Raw genomic sequence first — 18,364 nt, 5'->3', positions numbered from 1 at the left:
ATCTGTCCGATAAAAAAAATCGTGCTAAGTTTTATTAGCACGATTTTTTATTTGAAATAACCTCTCCCAAACCCTCTCCTATAAGGAGAGAACTTTAAGGAACTTACATCTCAACCATTTCTACGCCATCAATGCGTGCCACAGTCATCAAGTCCTTATCACCACGACCTGAAACCGTCGCAATAATAATCTGATCCTTGTCCATGGTCGGTGCAAGCTTGGTCACGTATGCCATGGCATGTGCGCTTTCCAGCGCCGGAATAATGCCTTCAATCTTGGTCAAGTCACGGAAACCCTGTAACGCTTCAGTATCTGTAATTGGTACATAGTTCACACGCTCCATATCTTTCAGGAAGCTATGTTCCGGACCCACACCCGGATAGTCCAGACCTGCCGAAATTGAATGGGTTTCAATGATCTGACCTTCTTTATCAGACATCAGGTAAGTCCGGTTACCATGCAGTACACCGACATGTCCGGCATTTAACGGCGCAGAGTGCTTACCAGTTTCAATACCCAGACCTGCTGCTTCTACTCCGTACATTTTCACGTCCTGATCATTCAGGAATGGATAGAACAAGCCCATGGCATTGGATCCACCACCGACACATGCGACCAGTGCATCTGGCAGACGGCCTGCCTGTTCCTGAATCTGACGGCGTGCTTCACGACCGATGATCGACTGGAAATCACGAACCAGTTGCGGATATGGATGTGGACCTGCCACGGTACCAATGACGTAGTAAGTTGAATCCACATTAGTCACCCAGTCACGCATGGCTTCGTTCATGGCATCTTTCAATGTTTTGGAGCCACTTTCTACCGGCACAACTGTCGCGCCTAATAAACGCATACGGTAGACGTTCATCGCCTGACGTTTTACATCGTCTGCACCCATGAATACTACGCATTCAAGTCCTAAACGTGCTGCAATCGTTGCCGTTGCTACACCGTGCTGGCCTGCCCCTGTTTCGGCAATAATACGTTTCTTGCCAGAAAGCTTCGCCAGTAAGGCCTGACCGATTGTATTATTTACTTTGTGCGAACCGGTATGGTTCAGGTCTTCACGTTTCAGGTAAATCTGTGCGCCACCCAACTCTTTCGACCATCGTTCAGCATGATATAAAGGACTCGGACGACCGACGTAAAACGCCATGTCACGGTCAAATTCTGCCAAAAACTGCGCATCATCTTTCATACGGAAATAGAGCTTTTCCAAGTCTTCTAAAGCCGCCATGAGTGTTTCTGACACAAAACGTCCGCCATGAATACCGAAATGCCCGCGTTCATCCGGGAATTGGGTATAGTCAACTGCCTGACTGTTCTGGCTAGTACTTTGCTGATCCACGATGGACTCCTTGCATAAAGCGTTCTATGAGTTGTTGGTCTTTAATACCTTTTGCGGACTCGACACCGCCACTCACATCCACGGCATACGCCTGTGTGGTGAGAATTGCCTGTTCGATATTGTCAGGATTTAAACCGCCTGCCAAGATCAAGGGAATATTGAGTTTGGGAAATGTATCCCAATCGAAGCTGTGCCCTGTGCCACCTTTCAGGTCAGGATGCCATGCGTCTAACAGTACTGCACTTGCGCCTGCATCTTGATAACGCTGAATTTCTGCAACCACATCCAGATCAGGTTGCACCTGAATGGCTTTATACCAGCGGCGCCCCACCTGCTGGGCGATGACCTGACATTGTTCAGGTGTTTCATCGCCATGAAATTGCAAAATATCCAGCGGTACTTTATTTAAAATCGCCTGGATTTCATCTGCGCGACTATTTACAAATAAACCTACGGCCTGCACATAAGCTGGAACCGCCCGGATCAGGATTTCAGCCTGTGCCAAAGTGACATGCCGCGGACTCGGTGGATAAAATACAAATCCTATCGCATCACAGCCAGCATTGACTACGGCATGTACATCTTCAACTCGGGTGATTCCACAAATTTTGGCACGGGTTCGCATATTATGTTGGCTCTATATCTACCAATGTATTGAACAATCTATAAGATTGGGGCAAATCATTGTAATGCAATTTTCCTGACTTGCGTAAAGTTCATCCGGATTATTCTTGATGCAGATTGTGTATCCGCCATCCTGACTTTATACTGCGCTCACTTTGCAGCAAGTCCAAGCCTTCAGGCTTTAGGGAAGCTGGTGTAAATCCAGCACTGCCCCCGCAACGGTAAAAAATGAAACGTATCTCAATTTAAACCCTTCGGTTTACACCACTGCATCTTGATGTGGGAAGGTGGATATACAGCAAAGTCGCTGCTTTGCACATTTAAGTCCGGAAACCTGCTTGTTGTGTTCTATAACTCAATCATTCACGGGGAAGTGAATGTATGGAGCATTTCATGTCTATTCAATTTCAACCTACTGCCTTGGTAGGTGCGATCGCACTTGCGTTGGGTACCACTTCATCTGTTCATGCCACCGAGCAAAAAGTTGCAAAAGCATCTTTAGATACCATTGTAGTCACTGCGACTCGCTCTGGAGAAAAAATTGAAAATGTGCCAGCGCGTATTTCGATTATTGAACCTGCAATTCTTGAGCAGTCACCTCTTAAAGCACTACCAGATTTACTAAAAACAGACCCAAGTATTAATGTCGTGCAATCGGGTGGTTATGGCCAGCAAACTTCTATTTTCTTACGCGGCACCAATTCCAATCAAGTTTTGGTACTACGTGATGGTGTTCGTTTAAATACAGCCACCACAGGTGCAGCGTCTATTCCATTTTTAGACACCACAGATCTTAAACAGATTGAAGTCTTAAAAGGCCCTGCATCTGTGCTTTATGGTACAGATGCAATTGGTGGTGTAGTACAGTTTGTAACAAAAACGCCTGAAAAAACAGGTGCCTTTGTAACAGGTGAAATTGGCGAGAATCAAACCTACAAATCAATTATTGGTGCTGACCTGGCAGAAAATGGGGTGTATGCACAGATTCGCGGTCAGGTTTTAGAAACTGACGGCACACCTGTATTCAATATCAATGACAACCGTGACTACAGTTATGATCAAAAAGGTTATAGTGCAAAATTCGGTATTGAAAAAGAGCGTTATGCAACATCACTCGATTACAGTCAAAATTCAGGAAATGTCCAATACAGTAATTGGGGTGCATTTTCCAGCCAAGATTTTCAAAATGAAATTGTAAATTTAAAAGGTCGTATTAACCCAACACAAACTACTGAAATTAATGCACGTCTATCTCAGTTTAAAGATGACTTAGATCAGGTCACCTCAAGCAGCTTTGTACATAGCACCACGCAAGAAGCAGAAATCTATGGCAAATGGAATTTCACGGCAGCACAAAATGTTTTACTGGGCATTACCCAGCGTAATACCGGTGCAAAAACCCAGGATATTGATGAAGACATTAATTCAACAGGTTACTATATTCAGCACCAGTATCAGACAAATAGCTTAAGCACTCAGGTGGGTGTGCGTATCGAAGATAACGAAAAATTTGGCTCACATACCGTTGCACAAGGTGGTATCCGTTACCAACTGCTCCCTAATACCAGCATTTATACCAATATTGGTTCAGCATTTAAGGCACCGACTTTAAATGATATGTATGCTTTTGGCGGCAATGATCAATTGAAGCCTGAAGAAAGCATTTCGTATGAAATGGGGATAGATCAAAAACTTCCATTAAATATTTTGGCAGGTGCTTCCGTTTTCTATACGGAAGTCGATAATTTAATTAATTCGGTATGTATTATTGATTGTGGAGAAGGATGGTTTCCAACGACCGTTTACCAAAACCAGAACATTGATGAAGCCAGGATGACTGGCGGCGAATTGACGGCACAATGGGCAAAAGATCAGTTCTTTATTAATGCCGGTTACACTTATGTCAAAACTGAAGATACGAAACAGAATTCAGAGCTGTTACGTCGCCCTCGTCAGTCATTCACTGTATCGACAGGTCTACAAAATGCGGATTACGGTTTAAGTGCTGCACTGGTAGCAAAATCGAAAGCGAAGGACTTTAGTCGTGATATTCCAGGTTATGCACGTGTTGACTTAAATGCCTATTGGAATATTAATCCAACAGTTAAACTGTTTACTAACATTGAAAATGTCGGTGATGTGAAATACAAAACTGTGCATAGTGCTGGCGACCAGTACTATGTGAACGGTGGCCGACTCGCTTCTGCGGGTGTGACCTTTAAATACTAAGTTCAACCTTTTTAGAAATACTTTTGAGAATCATGTCATGCCTATGGCATGATTCTTTTTATATTCAGCATTTAAAAAATCAAGGAATTCAAATGGGTCACCGTTTAAGTAAAATCTACACGCGCACAGGCGATTCGGGTACTACAGGGCTTGGTGATGGCTCACGCGTTGCCAAAGATGACTTGCGTATTACCGCGCTGGGTGATGTCGATGAGCTGAATGCAGTAATTGGCGTATTACGCGCGCAGATTTCTGCAAGCACTATTGAAGATAAAACTCCTTGGGATAAATCCTTAAGTCTGATCCAGCACTGGCTATTTGATCTGGGTGGTGAAGTGTGTATTCCGGGTTTTAATCTGGTGCAACCGGTATCGATTGAGTTTCTGGAAAATGATATCGACCGTATGAATGAAGCTTTGCCGATGTTAAAAGACTTTATTCTGCCTGCTGGAACGCTGGTGTGCAGCTTTGCCCATCAGGCTCGTGCAGTCTGTCGTCGTGCCGAACGCAGCGTGATGTCAGTCCACCACCGTGACCAAAATATTCAGGCTGCATCGCTACAACTGCTGAACCGTCTATCCGACTGGTTATTTGTCGCATCGCGTACCCTGCAACGCGCTGAGGGTGGTTCTGAAGTGCTCTGGCAAAAAAATATCAATGACAGCATCGAAAAGTAAAATCAGCTTCCAGATTAGCATCTAAAAATACGCGTCAGATGTGTCTTGATTTTATAGGGCATCTGACGAAAATAGATAGTGTCATCCTTCTGTCACGTAGCCCTCGCAAAATGAACTTAACTTTCCCACTCATGAGCATCTTATGCGCATAATTGGACATCGTGGTGCACGTGGCGAAGCCCCTGAAAATACCTTGGGCGGTTTTCAGTATATTCAGGAAATCGGCATTCGCGCCGTTGAGTTTGATGTTCGTCAACTCAAAGACAATGCTTTAATCATCATGCATGACGACAATTTTGTTCGTACCACCGGCTTGCAGAAGCCTTTGTATGAGTGTAACCGTCAAGATCTTGTCCAGTATAATCATGCAGTCAAATGGTCAGAATGGAATAAAATCGAAGCCACTCCGCTCCTTGATCAAACCTTAAATGTCATTCGAAATTTTGAACATATTGAAGTTGAAATCAAAAGTGTTGACTCAGAAGCAGCAGCCGAAAAAATAGCATTAGAAGTCGAACAACAACTGCAAGGCTATGAGCAGGCAGCTATTGTTACCAGCTTTGATGCGAAAATCCTGAATGCATTGAAACAGCAAAACTCCCGCTTAAAACGCGGCTTGTTGATTGAAACTGATGTCAAACATCAAGCCATTGATCAGGCGTTGGAACTGGGATGCTGTCATATTGGCTGGATGAATGAACTGGTTAGCCAAGGCCTGATCCAGGCTACGCAGGCGGCCGAGCTAAATATCAGTGTCTGGACGGTCAATGATGTGACGCGTGCCAAGCAGCTTCGGGACTGGGGTATTCAGGGCTTAATTACAGATTATCCAAAACTGATGCTGCAACAGCTTTAAAGTACTAGCCTCATTTACATAATAAATTTGCAGTTATCTTCTTGTTGATATCTTTACCCTCATCAATTTTTAAAAATAGAGAATCTGCTTAAACTTATGCTAAGTCTAGGTTAACTTAGGTTTATTTTCCGCATCTGTCTGCAAACCGACATGTAATCTTGTAGAAATTATGAACAACCCTTTCAGCTATCCTAACCCAAAAATAAAAAAATAAAAGGTTGATGATCCTCAGTCACTTAGACAGAAATCAGGGTTTATCCAGCTTGGAAAAATGGCAGTTTTTGTCGGCTTATTCCAAGACTCATAAGTACAATACAACCGTACAATAATGCTAGTGCAGCCCTAGACCACATGCTAATATGAACAAGATAGGCTGCTGTTAAAACGAACAGCGGTTTCTGCTTATTGTTAAACCTTTCGAGGTTCTAGGAGTGCTGTTGGAGATGAATGCTCCCTTACCCAAAGCCCCCATCAACTGGATTGCTGTGTTTGCATTGGTATTTTTACCAATCGTAGCCCTGATTGCGATTCCGTTGTATGCGTATCACCATGATTTTAGTGTTGCCGCTTGGATCAGTATGTTTGTTTTACTGGGCGTAAGCAGCCTTGGCATTACAGCAGGATACCATCGCCTGTGGGCACATCGTGCTTATGAAGCCACCTTACCATTAAAAATCATCTTGATGATCATGGGTACATTTGCAGTACAGAATAGTATTTTATTCTGGGCATCTGGTCACCGTACCCATCACCGTCATGTTGATGACGTGGAGCAAGACCCGTACTCGATCAATCGAGGCTTCTGGTATGCACATATCGGCTGGATGTTACGTGATTATCCATCCGGTGTAGCCAACTACAAAAATGCGCCAGATCTGTTGAAAGATAAAGTAGTGATGTTTCAGGACAAATACTACGTTCCATTAGTGATTGCCGTTCATGCCGCAATTTTATTACCTATTGGCTTGATGGTAGGCGATGTCTGGGGTGTATTGCTGTTAGGCGGATTAATGCGTTTAATCCTGAGCCATCACGTCACTTTCTTCATCAACTCACTGTGCCATATGTGGGGGAATCGTCCATATACTGACGAAAATACTGCGCGTGACAATTTTGTACTCGCAATCGCAACTTGGGGTGAGGGTTATCATAACTATCACCATATTTTCCAGTACGACTACCGTAATGGCGTGAAATGGTGGCAGTATGATCCAACCAAATGGTTGATCTGGACCTGCTCTAAACTCGGTTTAGCAAAAAACTTGCGCCGTATTCCTAGCTTTAATATTAAAAAAGCGGAATTGGCAATGAAGTTTAAATATGCTGAACAGGATCTTGCAGTTTATGGCCATGACGTTTCTGAAGATATCTCGACAGTGAAAACCAAGATTGCACAGGAATATGATGCTTTTACCCAAACTTTAAATGACTGGGCGAAGTTGAAAGAACAGGAAATTCAGGTCAAGAAAGCATCGATGGCTGAAAAGATTCACCAGATGGATGACAAATTGAAAGTTGAATTCCAGCTGGTAGAACAACGTCTTTCCCATCACCGTGAGACCTTGAACTTACTGGTTCGTAATTTGAAAAAATCTGCAGTTTCTCAATAAAAATCTGTCAAAACGAAAAGCCCCGCTCGGGGCTTTTTTTATGCTGAAAGATAACGTGAACTCTCGCTTATACAACAGTTTTATACAACTATCTTTGTTATAGTTCATTTACTCCTAGCCTGTACTGAATGCCATGTATTTTAATTCTCGCTATCAAACACTTCCGTCCTGTCTCTATCATCATCAGCTTCCCCTTCCGTTAAAAGGCGCAAAAGCCGGACATTTTAATGCTGCATTGGCAGAACAGCTGCAATGGTCGGAGGAAGACAAGGCAAAATGGGTCGAGATTTGTAGTGGTCAGAAAGTCTTTGCTGAGTTTGAACCCTTAGCCATGGTCTATGCAGGTCATCAGTTTGGACAATGGGCAGGACAATTGGGAGATGGTCGCGGGCTGCTGATTGCACAAATTCTGGATAAAAATAATCAGACCATTGATCTACACTTAAAAGGTGCTGGGTCTACGCCTTATTCGCGTATGGGAGATGGCCGGGCCGTACTGCGTTCAGTGATCCGTGAGTATCTGGCGGGTCATGCCTTAAATGCTTTGGGTGTGGCATCCAGTAATGCAGTTGGTTTCACTTCATCTACTCAGGGGGTACAGCGCGAAAAGCTAGAGCCGGGCGCGATGATGTTGCGTAGCTCAGACTGCCATATCCGTTTTGGCCATTTTGAGTGGATCAATCAATATCAGCCAGATGTATTAGCTGAGTTCACGCAAAAATGTATCGAGTGGCATTATCCGGAATGTCTGCAAGCTGAACAGCCAATATTAGCCTTTGCCACCAAAGTCATTCAGCGTACTGCCGTCATGATTGCCAAATGGCAACTGGTCGGTTTTGCACATGGCGTCATGAATACTGACAACCTGAATATTACCGGCTCAACACTCGACTTTGGCCCTTATGGTTTTATGGAACGCTTCCGTCCGAACTGGATCAATAACCATTCCGATTATCAAGGCCGTTACACCTATCAGCAGCAGCCCAGTATCGGACACTGGAATTTATGGATGTGGCTGAATAACCTGATTTCGCTCTGCCCTATAGACTATGATAAAGAACAATGGAAACAGGATCTGTCCCAATGTCTGGAACACTATGAACCAACTTTCCTGGAACATTATGAGCATGGTTTAAACCAGAAAATGGGGTTGCCAAGTTTCCATAAAGACAGTTTTGACTGTGCAATGGCCTTCCTGCGAATTTTGCAAAGTGAGCAACTGGACTACACCCAGAGTTTTATCCGGTTGCAAAATAAAGACTATGAAGCCCTTAAAGATGATTGCCTGGACCGACGCCAGTTTGAAGCATTCCTGGCGCAATATGAATCTATCCGTGAACATCAGGATATAGAAGAATTGGATGCCGCCATGCAACTGGCCAATCCGCATTATATTCTGCGGAATCATATGGCACAGAAAGCCATTGAACTGGCAGAGCGGGATGATTTTTCTGAAGTCGACCGCCTGTTTAAATTATTAAGTCAGCCTTATCAGAAACAGTCAGGTCTGGAACAGCCTGAAGATTTAGCGCCCTTGCCAAGTGATGTGCCAGAAGTCATGGTCAGCTGTTCTTCTTAATTTATTCACATCTAAAATAAAAACTGTGGATAATTTAAACACTATCCACAGTTTTTTTATTTATTCACAGCTTATGACCTTACACACTCTTGCTGCCCAAACTGCTTTAAAACTTCCTGAAGTAACAGTCACCCAGCCTTTTGGCAAGGGCTGTGATGTTTATAAAGTCATGGATAAAGTCTTTATACTGACTTTTCATTTACAAGGTAAAGCTGCCATTAATTTAAAAGTCGAGCCTGAGCACGGTGCAATGCTGCGGGATATTTATCCATATATTCGTACTGGCTGGCATATGAATAAACAGCATTGGATTTCAGTTTACGAGGATGAATATCTGGATGAATCTTTAATTAAAGATTTGGTGCTGAATTCTTATGAGTTGGTTGTGGCAAAATTAAAGAAAGTAGATCAGCAAAGAATTAAATTACTTGGGAGCATTTAAGCTGTACTTGAATAAACTGATCATATATTTTTAAACTAAGGCTAGAATTTTAAATTAAATAACTATGAAAACTCGCAAAGTATTAGCTTCGCCTATAAAAACTGATCGTCTAAATTTACGTAAATTTCAGACTGGGGATGAAAATTCTCTCTTTACTGAATATTTCGGAGACTGGGAAGCGAGTAAATACCTGCAGAGAATGCCACATAAAAATATAAGTCAGACAAAAAACATGTTAGAAAATTGGTGTGGGGCCAACTGGGAAAGCCAAGATCAAGATTTTGCCTGGATCGTCAGTGACCGGAAAACCGATGTAGCTCTGGGGATTGTGCTATTTTTTAATAAAGAGAATTGTGGGGAAATCCACTTTGGACTAGGAAAAAAATTTCAAGGACAAGGGTTCATGCAAGAAGCCCTAAAAGCTGTAATTACTTATTTAAAAAATAACAGCACTCTTGAAAGAATTGAAACTTTTTATGATGCAGAACATAGTAGATCGCAAAACGCCCTGATTAAATCAGGTTTCACCCAAACAGGCATTTTAAAAAATTGGGCAAGATTTCCTTTAATCGGTGAGGATACCAGAGACTGCATTCATTATTATATTGAAATAAATTAAAATATTGATAGCTGATAGTTTTTCGCACTCAATCAGAATCTAAAAAAGTAATAAATAATTTAGATCAGAATAAGTTCTTAACCATCAAAAACCCTAGGTTTCAGAACCCTCTAAAAATGATCCAGGAGGCATTATACACGTGTCCTGTTCTTTTCATAAAATCAAAAGAATAATGCTTTATAAAAAAAAGCGAATAAGTACTCACCCATTCGCTTTTCTTAAGCCGGACTAAAAATCAGTCTTCAGGATATTCAAAACGGTAACCGACCCCATACACCGCCTGAATCCACTCGTGACGGTTACCGGTTTCAGCTGCATCGGAAATCTTGCGGCGCAGGTTTTTGATATGACTGTCAATGACCCGGTCTGCGACATCAAAACTGTCCGGATTGATATGATCCAGCAATTGCGCACGAGAATAGACCTGTCCAACATGTTCCAGGAATAATTCCAGTAAACGGAATTCAGTCGGTGTCAGGTTCAAAGCTTTTTGCTGGTACCAGATTCGTTGCTGGGATTTGTCCATGCGGAACAGGTCATTGCTTTCCGGTTCTGATTTACGGTCCAGACGACGTAACACAGCCTGTACCCGTGCTACCAGTTCCTTTGGACTAAATGGCTTACAGATATAATCATCAGCCCCCATATTCAGCCCCAGCACGCGGTCAATTTCTTCGGTACGCGCGGTCACCATGATAATTGGCAAATCTGACTGTTCTCGCACTTTACGGCAAATGGTCAGACCGTCCATACGCGGCACCATCAGATCCAGAATCATCAGACTCGGTTTACGCTGGGTAAAGCTGTTATATGCTTCCTGCCCATCATGAAACATACTGACCTCAAAACCAGCAGCTTCCAGATAGTCTCGCACCAACTGTGCAAGTTCGATTTCATCTTCAACCAGCATGATATGTTTCATCAATATATTCCCTTCATGGTTTCATTTGTTTAGGAAAGCTCAGCTTGCATCGCAAGCCACCCAACGGTGAATGTGCAAAGCTTAAGCTGCCGCCCAGCGCCTGAGTAATTTTACATGATAATGCCAAACCAAGGCCGGTTCCGCCAGTGGCCCGGGTACGTGAATCATCGACACGGTAGAAACGTTCACCAATACGTGCCAGTTGTTCATCAGTCAGGCCATATGGACTGTCATCGACATACAGGGTCCATTCTTTATCATCCTGTGTGGTATGAATATGAACCTGCCCGCCTGCTTCAGTATAGCGAATACTGTTGCTCAGCAAGTTCGCCACAATCTGTTTAAAACGATCCAGATCCAGATTTAACTCAGTACCTTCACCCTCTGCAATGACTGCCAATTCAGCCTGTTCAAAGTTCGGCTGGAAGTTGATGAGTTCCTGCTGTACCACTTCCCACGGATTGACCGTCGAGAAATAAAATTGCAATTGCTGGGCGTCTGCCTGTGCCAGTGCAGCTAGATCTTGAGTCAGCTTTTTCAGGCTACTCACCTGCGCCAGCATGGAAGCAAAATGCTCAGGGGTTGGTTTACGGATTCCATCCTGCATTGCTTCAATCTGCGCCTGCAATACTGCCAGCGGGGTTTTTAATTCATGCGAAGTATCTGCCACCCACTGACGGCGTGAGGTTTCATGCTGATCCAGAATTACCGCCAATGCATTTAGTTCATTGGATAAATCACCCAGTTCATCATTGCGGTTCACTTTAATCTGATATTGATAATTACCCTGGGTTAAGGCTCGCGTACCATTCAGCAGACGTTGAATCGGCTTTTTAAAATAAGTCGCCAGTAACAGGGAAGCAATCAGACTTGCCAGAACGCTGAGTGCATATACCAGAAATAAATAACGCTTCTGGTTACTGAAGAAATTGATACTTAAGGCATCATCTTGGTCCAGTACCGGTTTTAAGCCCAAATAGCCGACAATCTGGTTATTTACCATAATCGGACGATAGGAGACCTGCTCATCCGAAGCCTCACCGACCACAAAACGACGCTTGGCATCATACAGGGAAAGACGTGAACTGAGACCAAGACGATCCGGCATCTGGATAAACTGCTTCTTGCCGGTCGGTTGCTGTGCTGGCTGTTCCCCATTCTTGCGGTCAGCTCTAAACAGATTCTGATTGGAGCTGAGCGGGAATTTCAAACCTTCAAAGGGCTGAAACTGGGACGGCAAATTAGATGCCAGCACACGTAATTCTTCTTCATTGACCTGACGTTGTGGCAGCGCCGGATCTACCATACTGGGTGCGACCTGAGCCAAGGTCTGTTCCTGAAAATAACGCTGCTGCAAGGCAATATCATACTGACGGCGCAGCCACCAGCGTGATAAACGATCATAATCATCCGGTGCAGCTTCACCTTCTATCTGGAGAATTTGGGCCTGAATCGCATTCCCCCAGTCCTGATAGACTGCATAAACATCTGCCAGATTTCCAATCACATAATCCAGCTTCTGCATTTCGACATCGGCGACATAGCGGGCAAAATTACGCTGCATATTCAGATGCAATACACCCAGACTCACTGTAGTAATGACCAGCGTGGTCAACAGCACGGTCAAAAATAGACGTAATGCAATGGGAATACGGCGAATGTTCAAAATAGAAATCTCAATTTTTCTTCTATATTCATTATTGTAGCGAACACTGCATCAAAAAACCCTTCATTGTTTCTACATCTTTATTGTTTAATCTTTAACGATCAAAAGAATCAGACCTTTAACGGGATAAATCATATGCAAACCATGACAAAAATAGCATTAATCAGTGCCAGTGTTTTATCAATGGGTGCCTTGACTGCCTGTCAATCTACCAGCAATGTGCAAAGTAGTGATCACTCCCACATGATGAAACATCATGAAGGTAAAAAACATCATCTAAACCCTGAACAGCGTGAGCAGTTTAAGGCGAAACGTGCAGAACGGATGCAGTTTGCCAAACAGCTTCAACAGGCCTGCGACAATAAAGCGGCTGGTTCAGCCATTCAGGTCAAGAGTAGCGATAAAACCATAGATGGTACCTGCCAGATGGTCTTTAAAGCAGACCGTAAAGAGATGAAGGGTCAACGTGGCGAATATCGCGGCATGCAAGCTGAATATGGTCCAATGCGTGGTGACATGCGTGGAAGCATGATGCGTGGCGAAGTCCTGACTGATGCCCAACGTGCAGAATTAACCAAACAGTTTGATCAGCGTCTGGCTCAACGTCAGGCACATCAACAGGCAATGCGCCAAGCCTGTCAAGGTAAAAAAGACGGTACTGCAGTACAGATCAAGATGGGTGAACACACCATCAATGGCAAATGCCTTGTTCGTTTCCAGCCTAAAGCGCCTGCCTATTAATACATAAGAATCAATGCGTCACCATCAGCACCTTCGGGTGCTTTTTTATTGTGTGCACTTTTTTGCATACAGTTGACTATTCCTTTCCTGCAGAATATGACTAAAGTCTTTATACGCAAGACATTTAAGGTACTATTCAGATTAATCTTTGACTTTACAGTCACCAACAAATCACCTCAAAAAGCTTGTACCGCAAGGGAAGTTGTTGCACGATTAGACTATTCCAAACCATGTCAGTGACGACAGGTTTTAGTTCATCTAAGATTATAACGCTGGTTCAACCAGTATTGAGGAACCCGATATGCCACAATACAAAGCGCCTTTACGTGATATGCAATTCGTTTTGCATGAGTTATTAAATGCTGAACAACACTATGCAAATCTCCCTGCATTCCAAGAAAACGTAAGCCGTGAGCTGGTGGATCAGTACTTAGAAGCTGCAGCAGACTTCTGTGAAAATGAATTATCTCCTATTAACCAGACCGGTGACCGTGAAGGCTGTACCTGGAATGATGGCGTTGTCACCACTCCAACTGGTTTTAAAGAAGCATACCAAAAATATATCGAGCTGGGCTTCCCTTCTCTTTCTGCTGAAGAGCAATATGGCGGCCAAGGTCTTCCTAACTCTTTAGGCATCACAATTTCTGAAATGGTCGGTACTGCGAACTGGGCATGGGGTATGTACCCGGGTCTGTCTCACGGTGCAGTTCGTACTTTAGAACACCACGGTTCGCAAGAACAAAAAGATACCTATCTGCCTAAACTGGTTTCAGGCGAGTGGACGGGTACCATGTGTCTGACCGAATCTCACGCAGGTTCTGACTTAGGTATTATCCGTACCAAAGCCGAGCCACAAGCTGACGGCAGTTATGCAATCTCTGGCGAGAAAATCTTTATCTCTGCTGGTGAACATGACATGGCAGAGAACATCATTCATATTGTACTGGCTCGCCTTCCTGGCGCACCGAAAGGTACCAAAGGTATTTCTCTGTTCATCGTACCAAAATTCAACCTGAATGCTGACGGTTCAATCGCTGACCGCAATGGCGTACGTTGTGGTTCGATCGAACACAAAATGGGTATCCATGGTAACGCAACGTGTGTGATCAACTTTGATAACGCAAAAGGTTACCTGATTGGGCCTGAAAACCGCGGTCTAAACTGCATGTTCACGTTCATGAACACAGCACGTATCGGTACAGCAGTTCAAGGTCTTGCAGCATCTGAAGGTTCATTCCAAGGCGCACTTGCATATGCAAAAGACCGCCTGGCAATGCGCTCTCTTTCTGGTCCTAAAGCACCTGAAAAAGAAGCAGATCCAATCATTGTGCATCCTGCGGTACGTAATATGCTGTTGACGCAAAAAGCATATGCAGAAGGTGGTCGTGCACTAGTTTACCTGTTAGCACAATATGCTGACGTGGTTGAACATGCACCGGAAGAAGCAGACCGTAAATTTGCAGACAACATCTTGTCTCTGCTCACACCTATCGCAAAAGCCTTCCTGACTGAAACCGGTTCTGAAGCTGCGAAACACGGTGTACAGGTATTCGGTGGTCATGGCTTTATTTCTGAGCATGGTATGGAGCAAATTGTACGTGATACACGTATCGCTTGCCTGTACGAAGGTACGACTGAAATCCAGGCACTGGACTTGTTAGGCCGTAAAGTTCTGGGTACTCAAGGTGCAATGTTGAAAGACTTCACCAAGATCATCCATAAATTTGCTGAAGCAAACAAAGACAATGCTGCAATGAAAGAGTTTGTTGAACCGCTTGCGGCATTGAACAAGGAATGGGGTGACCTGACCATGCAGATTGGTATGCGTGCGATGCAAAACCCTGAAGAAGTGGGCGCAGCTGCGGTTGACTACCTGTACTTCTCTGGTTATGTAACCCTTGCCTACCTATGGGCACGCATGGCACTGGTTGCTCAGGAAACACTTGCTGCCGGTACAACTGAAGCAGACTTCTACAATGCCAAGTTGACTACTGCACGTTTCTACTTCAAGAAAATCCTGCCACGTGTTCGTGCACACGTTGACGTGATTGCAACAGGTGTAGAGCCGTTAATGACTTTAGATGCTGAACACTTCGCATTCTAAGTTAGTGCAGTTGTAAATGCATAATAAGAAAAAGGACGGTCATCATCAGGCAGTCCTTTTTCTTTATAAAGCGTTACAGAATTAACCTTTAGTCGTCTAACATTCAGATTTTTAATGCTTTAGACTGACTCAAAACAACCCAATCAAACAATAAAACAGGTGACACACTATGCCAATTTATAACGCGCCACTTGCTGACATGAAATTCATTCTGAACGATGTTTTCAATGCAGAACAGTTCTGGCAAGCCAATGAAAACCTTGCCCACTTGGATACTGCTACAGCAGAAGCTATTCTTGAAGAAATGGCGAAGTTTGCACAAAATGTCACGCTTCCTCTGAACCGTACAGGTGATGAAGAAGGTGCAAAATATGAAAATGGCAATGTCACCACACCTGCTGGTTTTAAAGAAGCATTCAAACAATATGCTGAGGGCGGCTGGATCGGCCTGGGTGCTGATGCTGAATGGGGCGGCCAGGAAATGCCAAAAATGCTGACCGTTCTGTCAGATGAAATGCTTTTTGCCACCAATCCATCTTTCATGCTCTACCCGCTTCTTTCAGTGGGTGCTGGTATGGCACTGAACAGTTATGGTTCTCAAGCGCAAAAAGAAACTTACCTGCCTAAAATTTACTCTGGTGAATGGTCAGGTACCATGTGTCTAACTGAACCGCATGCAGGTACCGATCTTGGTATTATCAAGACCAAAGCTGAACGTAATGATGATGGTACTTATAGCATTACTGGTACCAAGATTTTCATTACTGGCGGTGACCATGACCTGGCTGAGAACATCATTCATTTAGTTCTTGCAAAAACGCCTGATGCGCCTGCCGGCTCTCGTGGTATTTCCCTGTTCATCGTACCGAAATTCCTGGTCAATGCAGATGGTTCACTAGGTGAGCGTAATCCGGTTGGCCCTGGTTCAATTGAACATAAAATGGGGATCAAGGCATCTGCGACTTGTGTGATGAACTTCGACGATGCGAAAGGTTACCTGGTTGGTAAAGAAAACGAAGGGCTGGCGGCAATGTTCGTGATGATGAACTATGAACGTCTGTCAATGGGTATCCAGGGCTTGGGCGCTTCTGAGTTTGCTTACCAAAATGCTGCGCAATATGCCACAGACCGTTTACAGGGCCGTAGTGCGGCTGGCGTTCAGTCGCCAAACAAACCTGCGGACAGTATTCTAGTGCATGGTGATGTACGCCGTATGCTGCTGAATGTACGTGCCAATAATGAAGCTTCACGTGCATTCGCCGTGTATGTAGGTCAACAGTTGGATATCACCAAATTCTCGACTGATCCTGAAGCGGTGAAAAAAGCCAATGACCGTGTTGCGCTATTAACACCAATCGCGAAAGCGTATTTAACGGATACCGCATTCCAGGCGACTCTGGATGCGCAAATGGTCTTCGGCGGTCATGGCTATATCCGTGAATGGGGTCTAGAGCAATGTATCCGTGACCTGCGTATTTCCCAGATCTATGAAGGCACCAATGGCGTACAGTCACAAGACTTGATCGGCCGTAAAACCATTAAATGTGGCGGCGAATATATCTCTGAATATATCTCTGAAATCCGTGACTTTGCCAATAGTCTGGATGCGGACCTGAACTTCATTAAAGATGCCACACTGGATGCCGCGACTGAAGTTGAATCAGTGACTCAGTACATTCTGGAAGCAGCAAGAGAAAGCCATGACTTTCCGAATGCGACTGCAGTGGACTATCTGCACGCTGTAGGTCTGTTGAGCTTCTCTTATATGTTCGCGCGCATTGCCAATGCAGCGAAAAACAAAGAGGGTGAGTTCTATCAAAATAAACTCGCTCTGGCACGTTATTTTGTGCAACGCATTTTGCCTGAACTGGCATTACGCATTACTAAAGTGAAATCAGGTTCTGACGTCATCATGAACTTCTCTGAAGATTATTTCACGACTCAAGCTTAAACTGAAAATCTGCAATAAAAAACGCCTGCATCAGCAGGCGTTTTTTATGAAAATGCAACAATTAAACTTTTTGAATCAATAAGGTATCTGGCTGATTATTACTCTTCGGATTCAGATGTTTATTCACAATTTTGATATTCCCCTCAGACTCCAATGACTCGCACAGTTCCACCACCTTTTGCATATCTTCAGCCTTAATGCCTACGCCGAGGATTAATTTTTTTCCGGCTTCTAATTGGCTAATTTTTGTTTGAATTTTATCTAACACTTTTTTCTCCTATTTATTCAATGTACCACCCATACAATATAGCAATTTAGTCTAAAAAAAGCGCAAAAGTTCAAATAATTTAATCTTTATTTTTCATTCAATCATTCTGTGCATGATCTTTGCACGTTATTCTGTAACTATCGTTTATATCACATGGAAAATCAGGAGGATAATATGTCCATATCTCGTTCGAAAATTGAAAAATTTGAAGCCCTCCTCGACCGTTTCGGTAATCTTGCTGTAGAAAGCTTTCATTATATTGCCCTGTTTATTATTGGCTGTATGGTGATCTGGTCTGCGGGCCATACCGTCATCGATATTCTGACTGTCAAACAGTTCGCCACCATTGACGATATTCTTTTACTGTTTATTTATCTGGAACTTGGCGCCATGGTCGGCATCTATTTCAAGACCAACCATATGCCGGTACGCTTCCTGATTTATATTGCGATTACCGCCCTGACCCGTTTGCTGATTGCAGATATTCAACATACCCATAAGGCCAGCATGGATCTGGTCATTATTACCGGTTCAATCCTGATTCTGGCTTTTGCAATCTTGGTGGTGCGTTATGCTTCATGGACCTATCCATCGGTGATGCGTGACAAACATAGTGAAAAGCCCCTACCGCCCGGCAAAACGCCACGTCCAGAAGATGATGAACTGGCATAGTCTTTTAAGCCCTCTTTTTTTGCACTTCAGCTTAAAGTAATACTTAAGCCTCGTTC

General features: G+C 43.8%; 16 protein-coding genes and 1 riboswitch. Of the genes, 11 read left to right on the top strand and 5 right to left on the bottom strand.

All coding sequences use genetic code 11. The features are described from left to right. Positions 1–103: 103 nt before the first annotated feature. Together trpB and VXQ11_RS05020 are read right to left on the bottom strand one after the other, a co-directional pair. Positions 104–1,348 (bottom strand): tryptophan synthase subunit beta, encoded by a 1,245-nt coding sequence (gene trpB / locus VXQ11_RS05025; RefSeq protein ID WP_064094727.1) that lies wholly within the window; start codon positions 1,346–1,348, stop codon positions 104–106. Then, positions 1,329–1,973 (bottom strand): phosphoribosylanthranilate isomerase, encoded by a 645-nt coding sequence (locus tag VXQ11_RS05020; protein WP_416705556.1) that lies wholly within the window; start codon positions 1,971–1,973, stop codon positions 1,329–1,331. The genes trpB and VXQ11_RS05020 overlap by 20 nt, the downstream gene beginning before the upstream one ends. A gap of 144 nt (positions 1,974–2,117) precedes the next feature. Then, a riboswitch (cobalamin riboswitch) is annotated at positions 2,118–2,329 on the top strand. 36 nt (positions 2,330–2,365) lie between these two features. Between VXQ11_RS05020 and VXQ11_RS05015 the strand changes: the two genes are divergently transcribed. The 7 genes from VXQ11_RS05015 to VXQ11_RS04985 all read left to right on the top strand — a co-directional run bounded on the left by VXQ11_RS05015 (position 2,366) and on the right by VXQ11_RS04985 (position 9,984). Continuing rightward, on the top strand, positions 2,366–4,201 hold the full coding sequence (locus tag VXQ11_RS05015) for a TonB-dependent receptor plug domain-containing protein (RefSeq protein WP_416705555.1): 1,836 nt from the start codon (positions 2,366–2,368) through the stop codon (positions 4,199–4,201). A gap of 92 nt (positions 4,202–4,293) precedes the next feature. Beyond that, positions 4,294–4,878 (top strand): cob(I)yrinic acid a,c-diamide adenosyltransferase, encoded by a 585-nt coding sequence (locus VXQ11_RS05010; protein ID WP_064102308.1) that lies wholly within the window; start codon positions 4,294–4,296, stop codon positions 4,876–4,878. A 142-nt stretch (positions 4,879–5,020) separates the two neighbouring features. Beyond that, on the top strand, positions 5,021–5,734 hold the full coding sequence (locus VXQ11_RS05005) for a glycerophosphodiester phosphodiesterase (RefSeq protein WP_416680347.1): 714 nt from the start codon (positions 5,021–5,023) through the stop codon (positions 5,732–5,734). Positions 5,735–6,177: 443 nt separating this feature from the next. Next, the gene (locus VXQ11_RS05000) at positions 6,178–7,344 is read left to right on the top strand and encodes an acyl-CoA desaturase (protein ID WP_064094732.1); all 1,167 of its coding nucleotides are present in this window, start codon (positions 6,178–6,180) and stop codon (positions 7,342–7,344) included. A gap of 133 nt (positions 7,345–7,477) precedes the next feature. Next, positions 7,478–8,923: a protein adenylyltransferase SelO gene (locus VXQ11_RS04995; RefSeq protein ID WP_416705554.1), complete on the top strand. Its 1,446-nt coding sequence runs from the start codon at positions 7,478–7,480 to the stop codon at positions 8,921–8,923. 73 nt (positions 8,924–8,996) lie between these two features. Beyond that, a complete protein-coding gene (locus tag VXQ11_RS04990) occupies positions 8,997–9,365 on the top strand; it encodes an MmcQ/YjbR family DNA-binding protein (protein WP_416705553.1) in 369 nt (122 codons plus the stop codon). A 64-nt stretch (positions 9,366–9,429) separates the two neighbouring features. Further along, the gene (locus VXQ11_RS04985; protein WP_416705552.1) at positions 9,430–9,984 is read left to right on the top strand and encodes a GNAT family N-acetyltransferase; all 555 of its coding nucleotides are present in this window, start codon (positions 9,430–9,432) and stop codon (positions 9,982–9,984) included. A gap of 235 nt (positions 9,985–10,219) precedes the next feature. On the opposite strand, the gene VXQ11_RS04980 is transcribed toward VXQ11_RS04985, so the two are convergent. Then, positions 10,220–10,906, bottom strand: a complete 687-nt coding sequence (locus tag VXQ11_RS04980) for a response regulator (RefSeq protein WP_064094738.1) — start codon at positions 10,904–10,906, stop codon at positions 10,220–10,222. 13 nt (positions 10,907–10,919) lie between these two features. Continuing rightward, complete coding sequence (gene baeS, locus VXQ11_RS04975; RefSeq protein WP_416705551.1) at positions 10,920–12,572, bottom strand: sensor histidine kinase efflux regulator BaeS; 1,653 nt, start codon at positions 12,570–12,572, stop codon at positions 10,920–10,922. A 135-nt stretch (positions 12,573–12,707) separates the two neighbouring features. Here baeS and VXQ11_RS04970 point away from each other — a divergent pair, with 135 nt between their 5' ends. The 3 genes from VXQ11_RS04970 (at position 12,708) to VXQ11_RS04960 (ending at position 17,368) form a co-directional block, all read left to right on the top strand. Continuing rightward, positions 12,708–13,313, top strand: a complete 606-nt coding sequence (locus VXQ11_RS04970) for a hypothetical protein (RefSeq protein ID WP_416705550.1) — start codon at positions 12,708–12,710, stop codon at positions 13,311–13,313. Positions 13,314–13,614: 301 nt separating this feature from the next. Continuing rightward, positions 13,615–15,417, top strand: a complete 1,803-nt coding sequence (locus VXQ11_RS04965; RefSeq protein ID WP_416680355.1) for an acyl-CoA dehydrogenase C-terminal domain-containing protein — start codon at positions 13,615–13,617, stop codon at positions 15,415–15,417. Positions 15,418–15,586: 169 nt separating this feature from the next. Continuing rightward, positions 15,587–17,368, top strand: a complete 1,782-nt coding sequence (locus VXQ11_RS04960; RefSeq protein WP_416680356.1) for an acyl-CoA dehydrogenase C-terminal domain-containing protein — start codon at positions 15,587–15,589, stop codon at positions 17,366–17,368. Positions 17,369–17,429: 61 nt separating this feature from the next. On the opposite strand, the gene VXQ11_RS04955 is transcribed toward VXQ11_RS04960, so the two are convergent. Beyond that, positions 17,430–17,636: a hypothetical protein gene (locus VXQ11_RS04955; protein WP_004278311.1), complete on the bottom strand. Its 207-nt coding sequence runs from the start codon at positions 17,634–17,636 to the stop codon at positions 17,430–17,432. Between the two features lie 174 nt (positions 17,637–17,810). Here VXQ11_RS04955 and VXQ11_RS04950 point away from each other — a divergent pair, with 174 nt between their 5' ends. Beyond that, a complete protein-coding gene (locus VXQ11_RS04950) occupies positions 17,811–18,308 on the top strand; it encodes a phosphate-starvation-inducible protein PsiE (RefSeq protein ID WP_064094744.1) in 498 nt (165 codons plus the stop codon). The last annotated feature ends 56 nt before the right edge of the window (positions 18,309–18,364 follow it).

Origin of the sequence: Acinetobacter sp. 197 (genome assembly GCF_048148385.1) — a bacterium.
GTDB classification, from domain to species: Bacteria; Pseudomonadota; Gammaproteobacteria; order Pseudomonadales; family Moraxellaceae; genus Acinetobacter; species Acinetobacter pecorum.
Note: the sequence above shows the minus strand (reverse complement) of the source record. Positions and strands in the feature narration are given on the sequence as shown.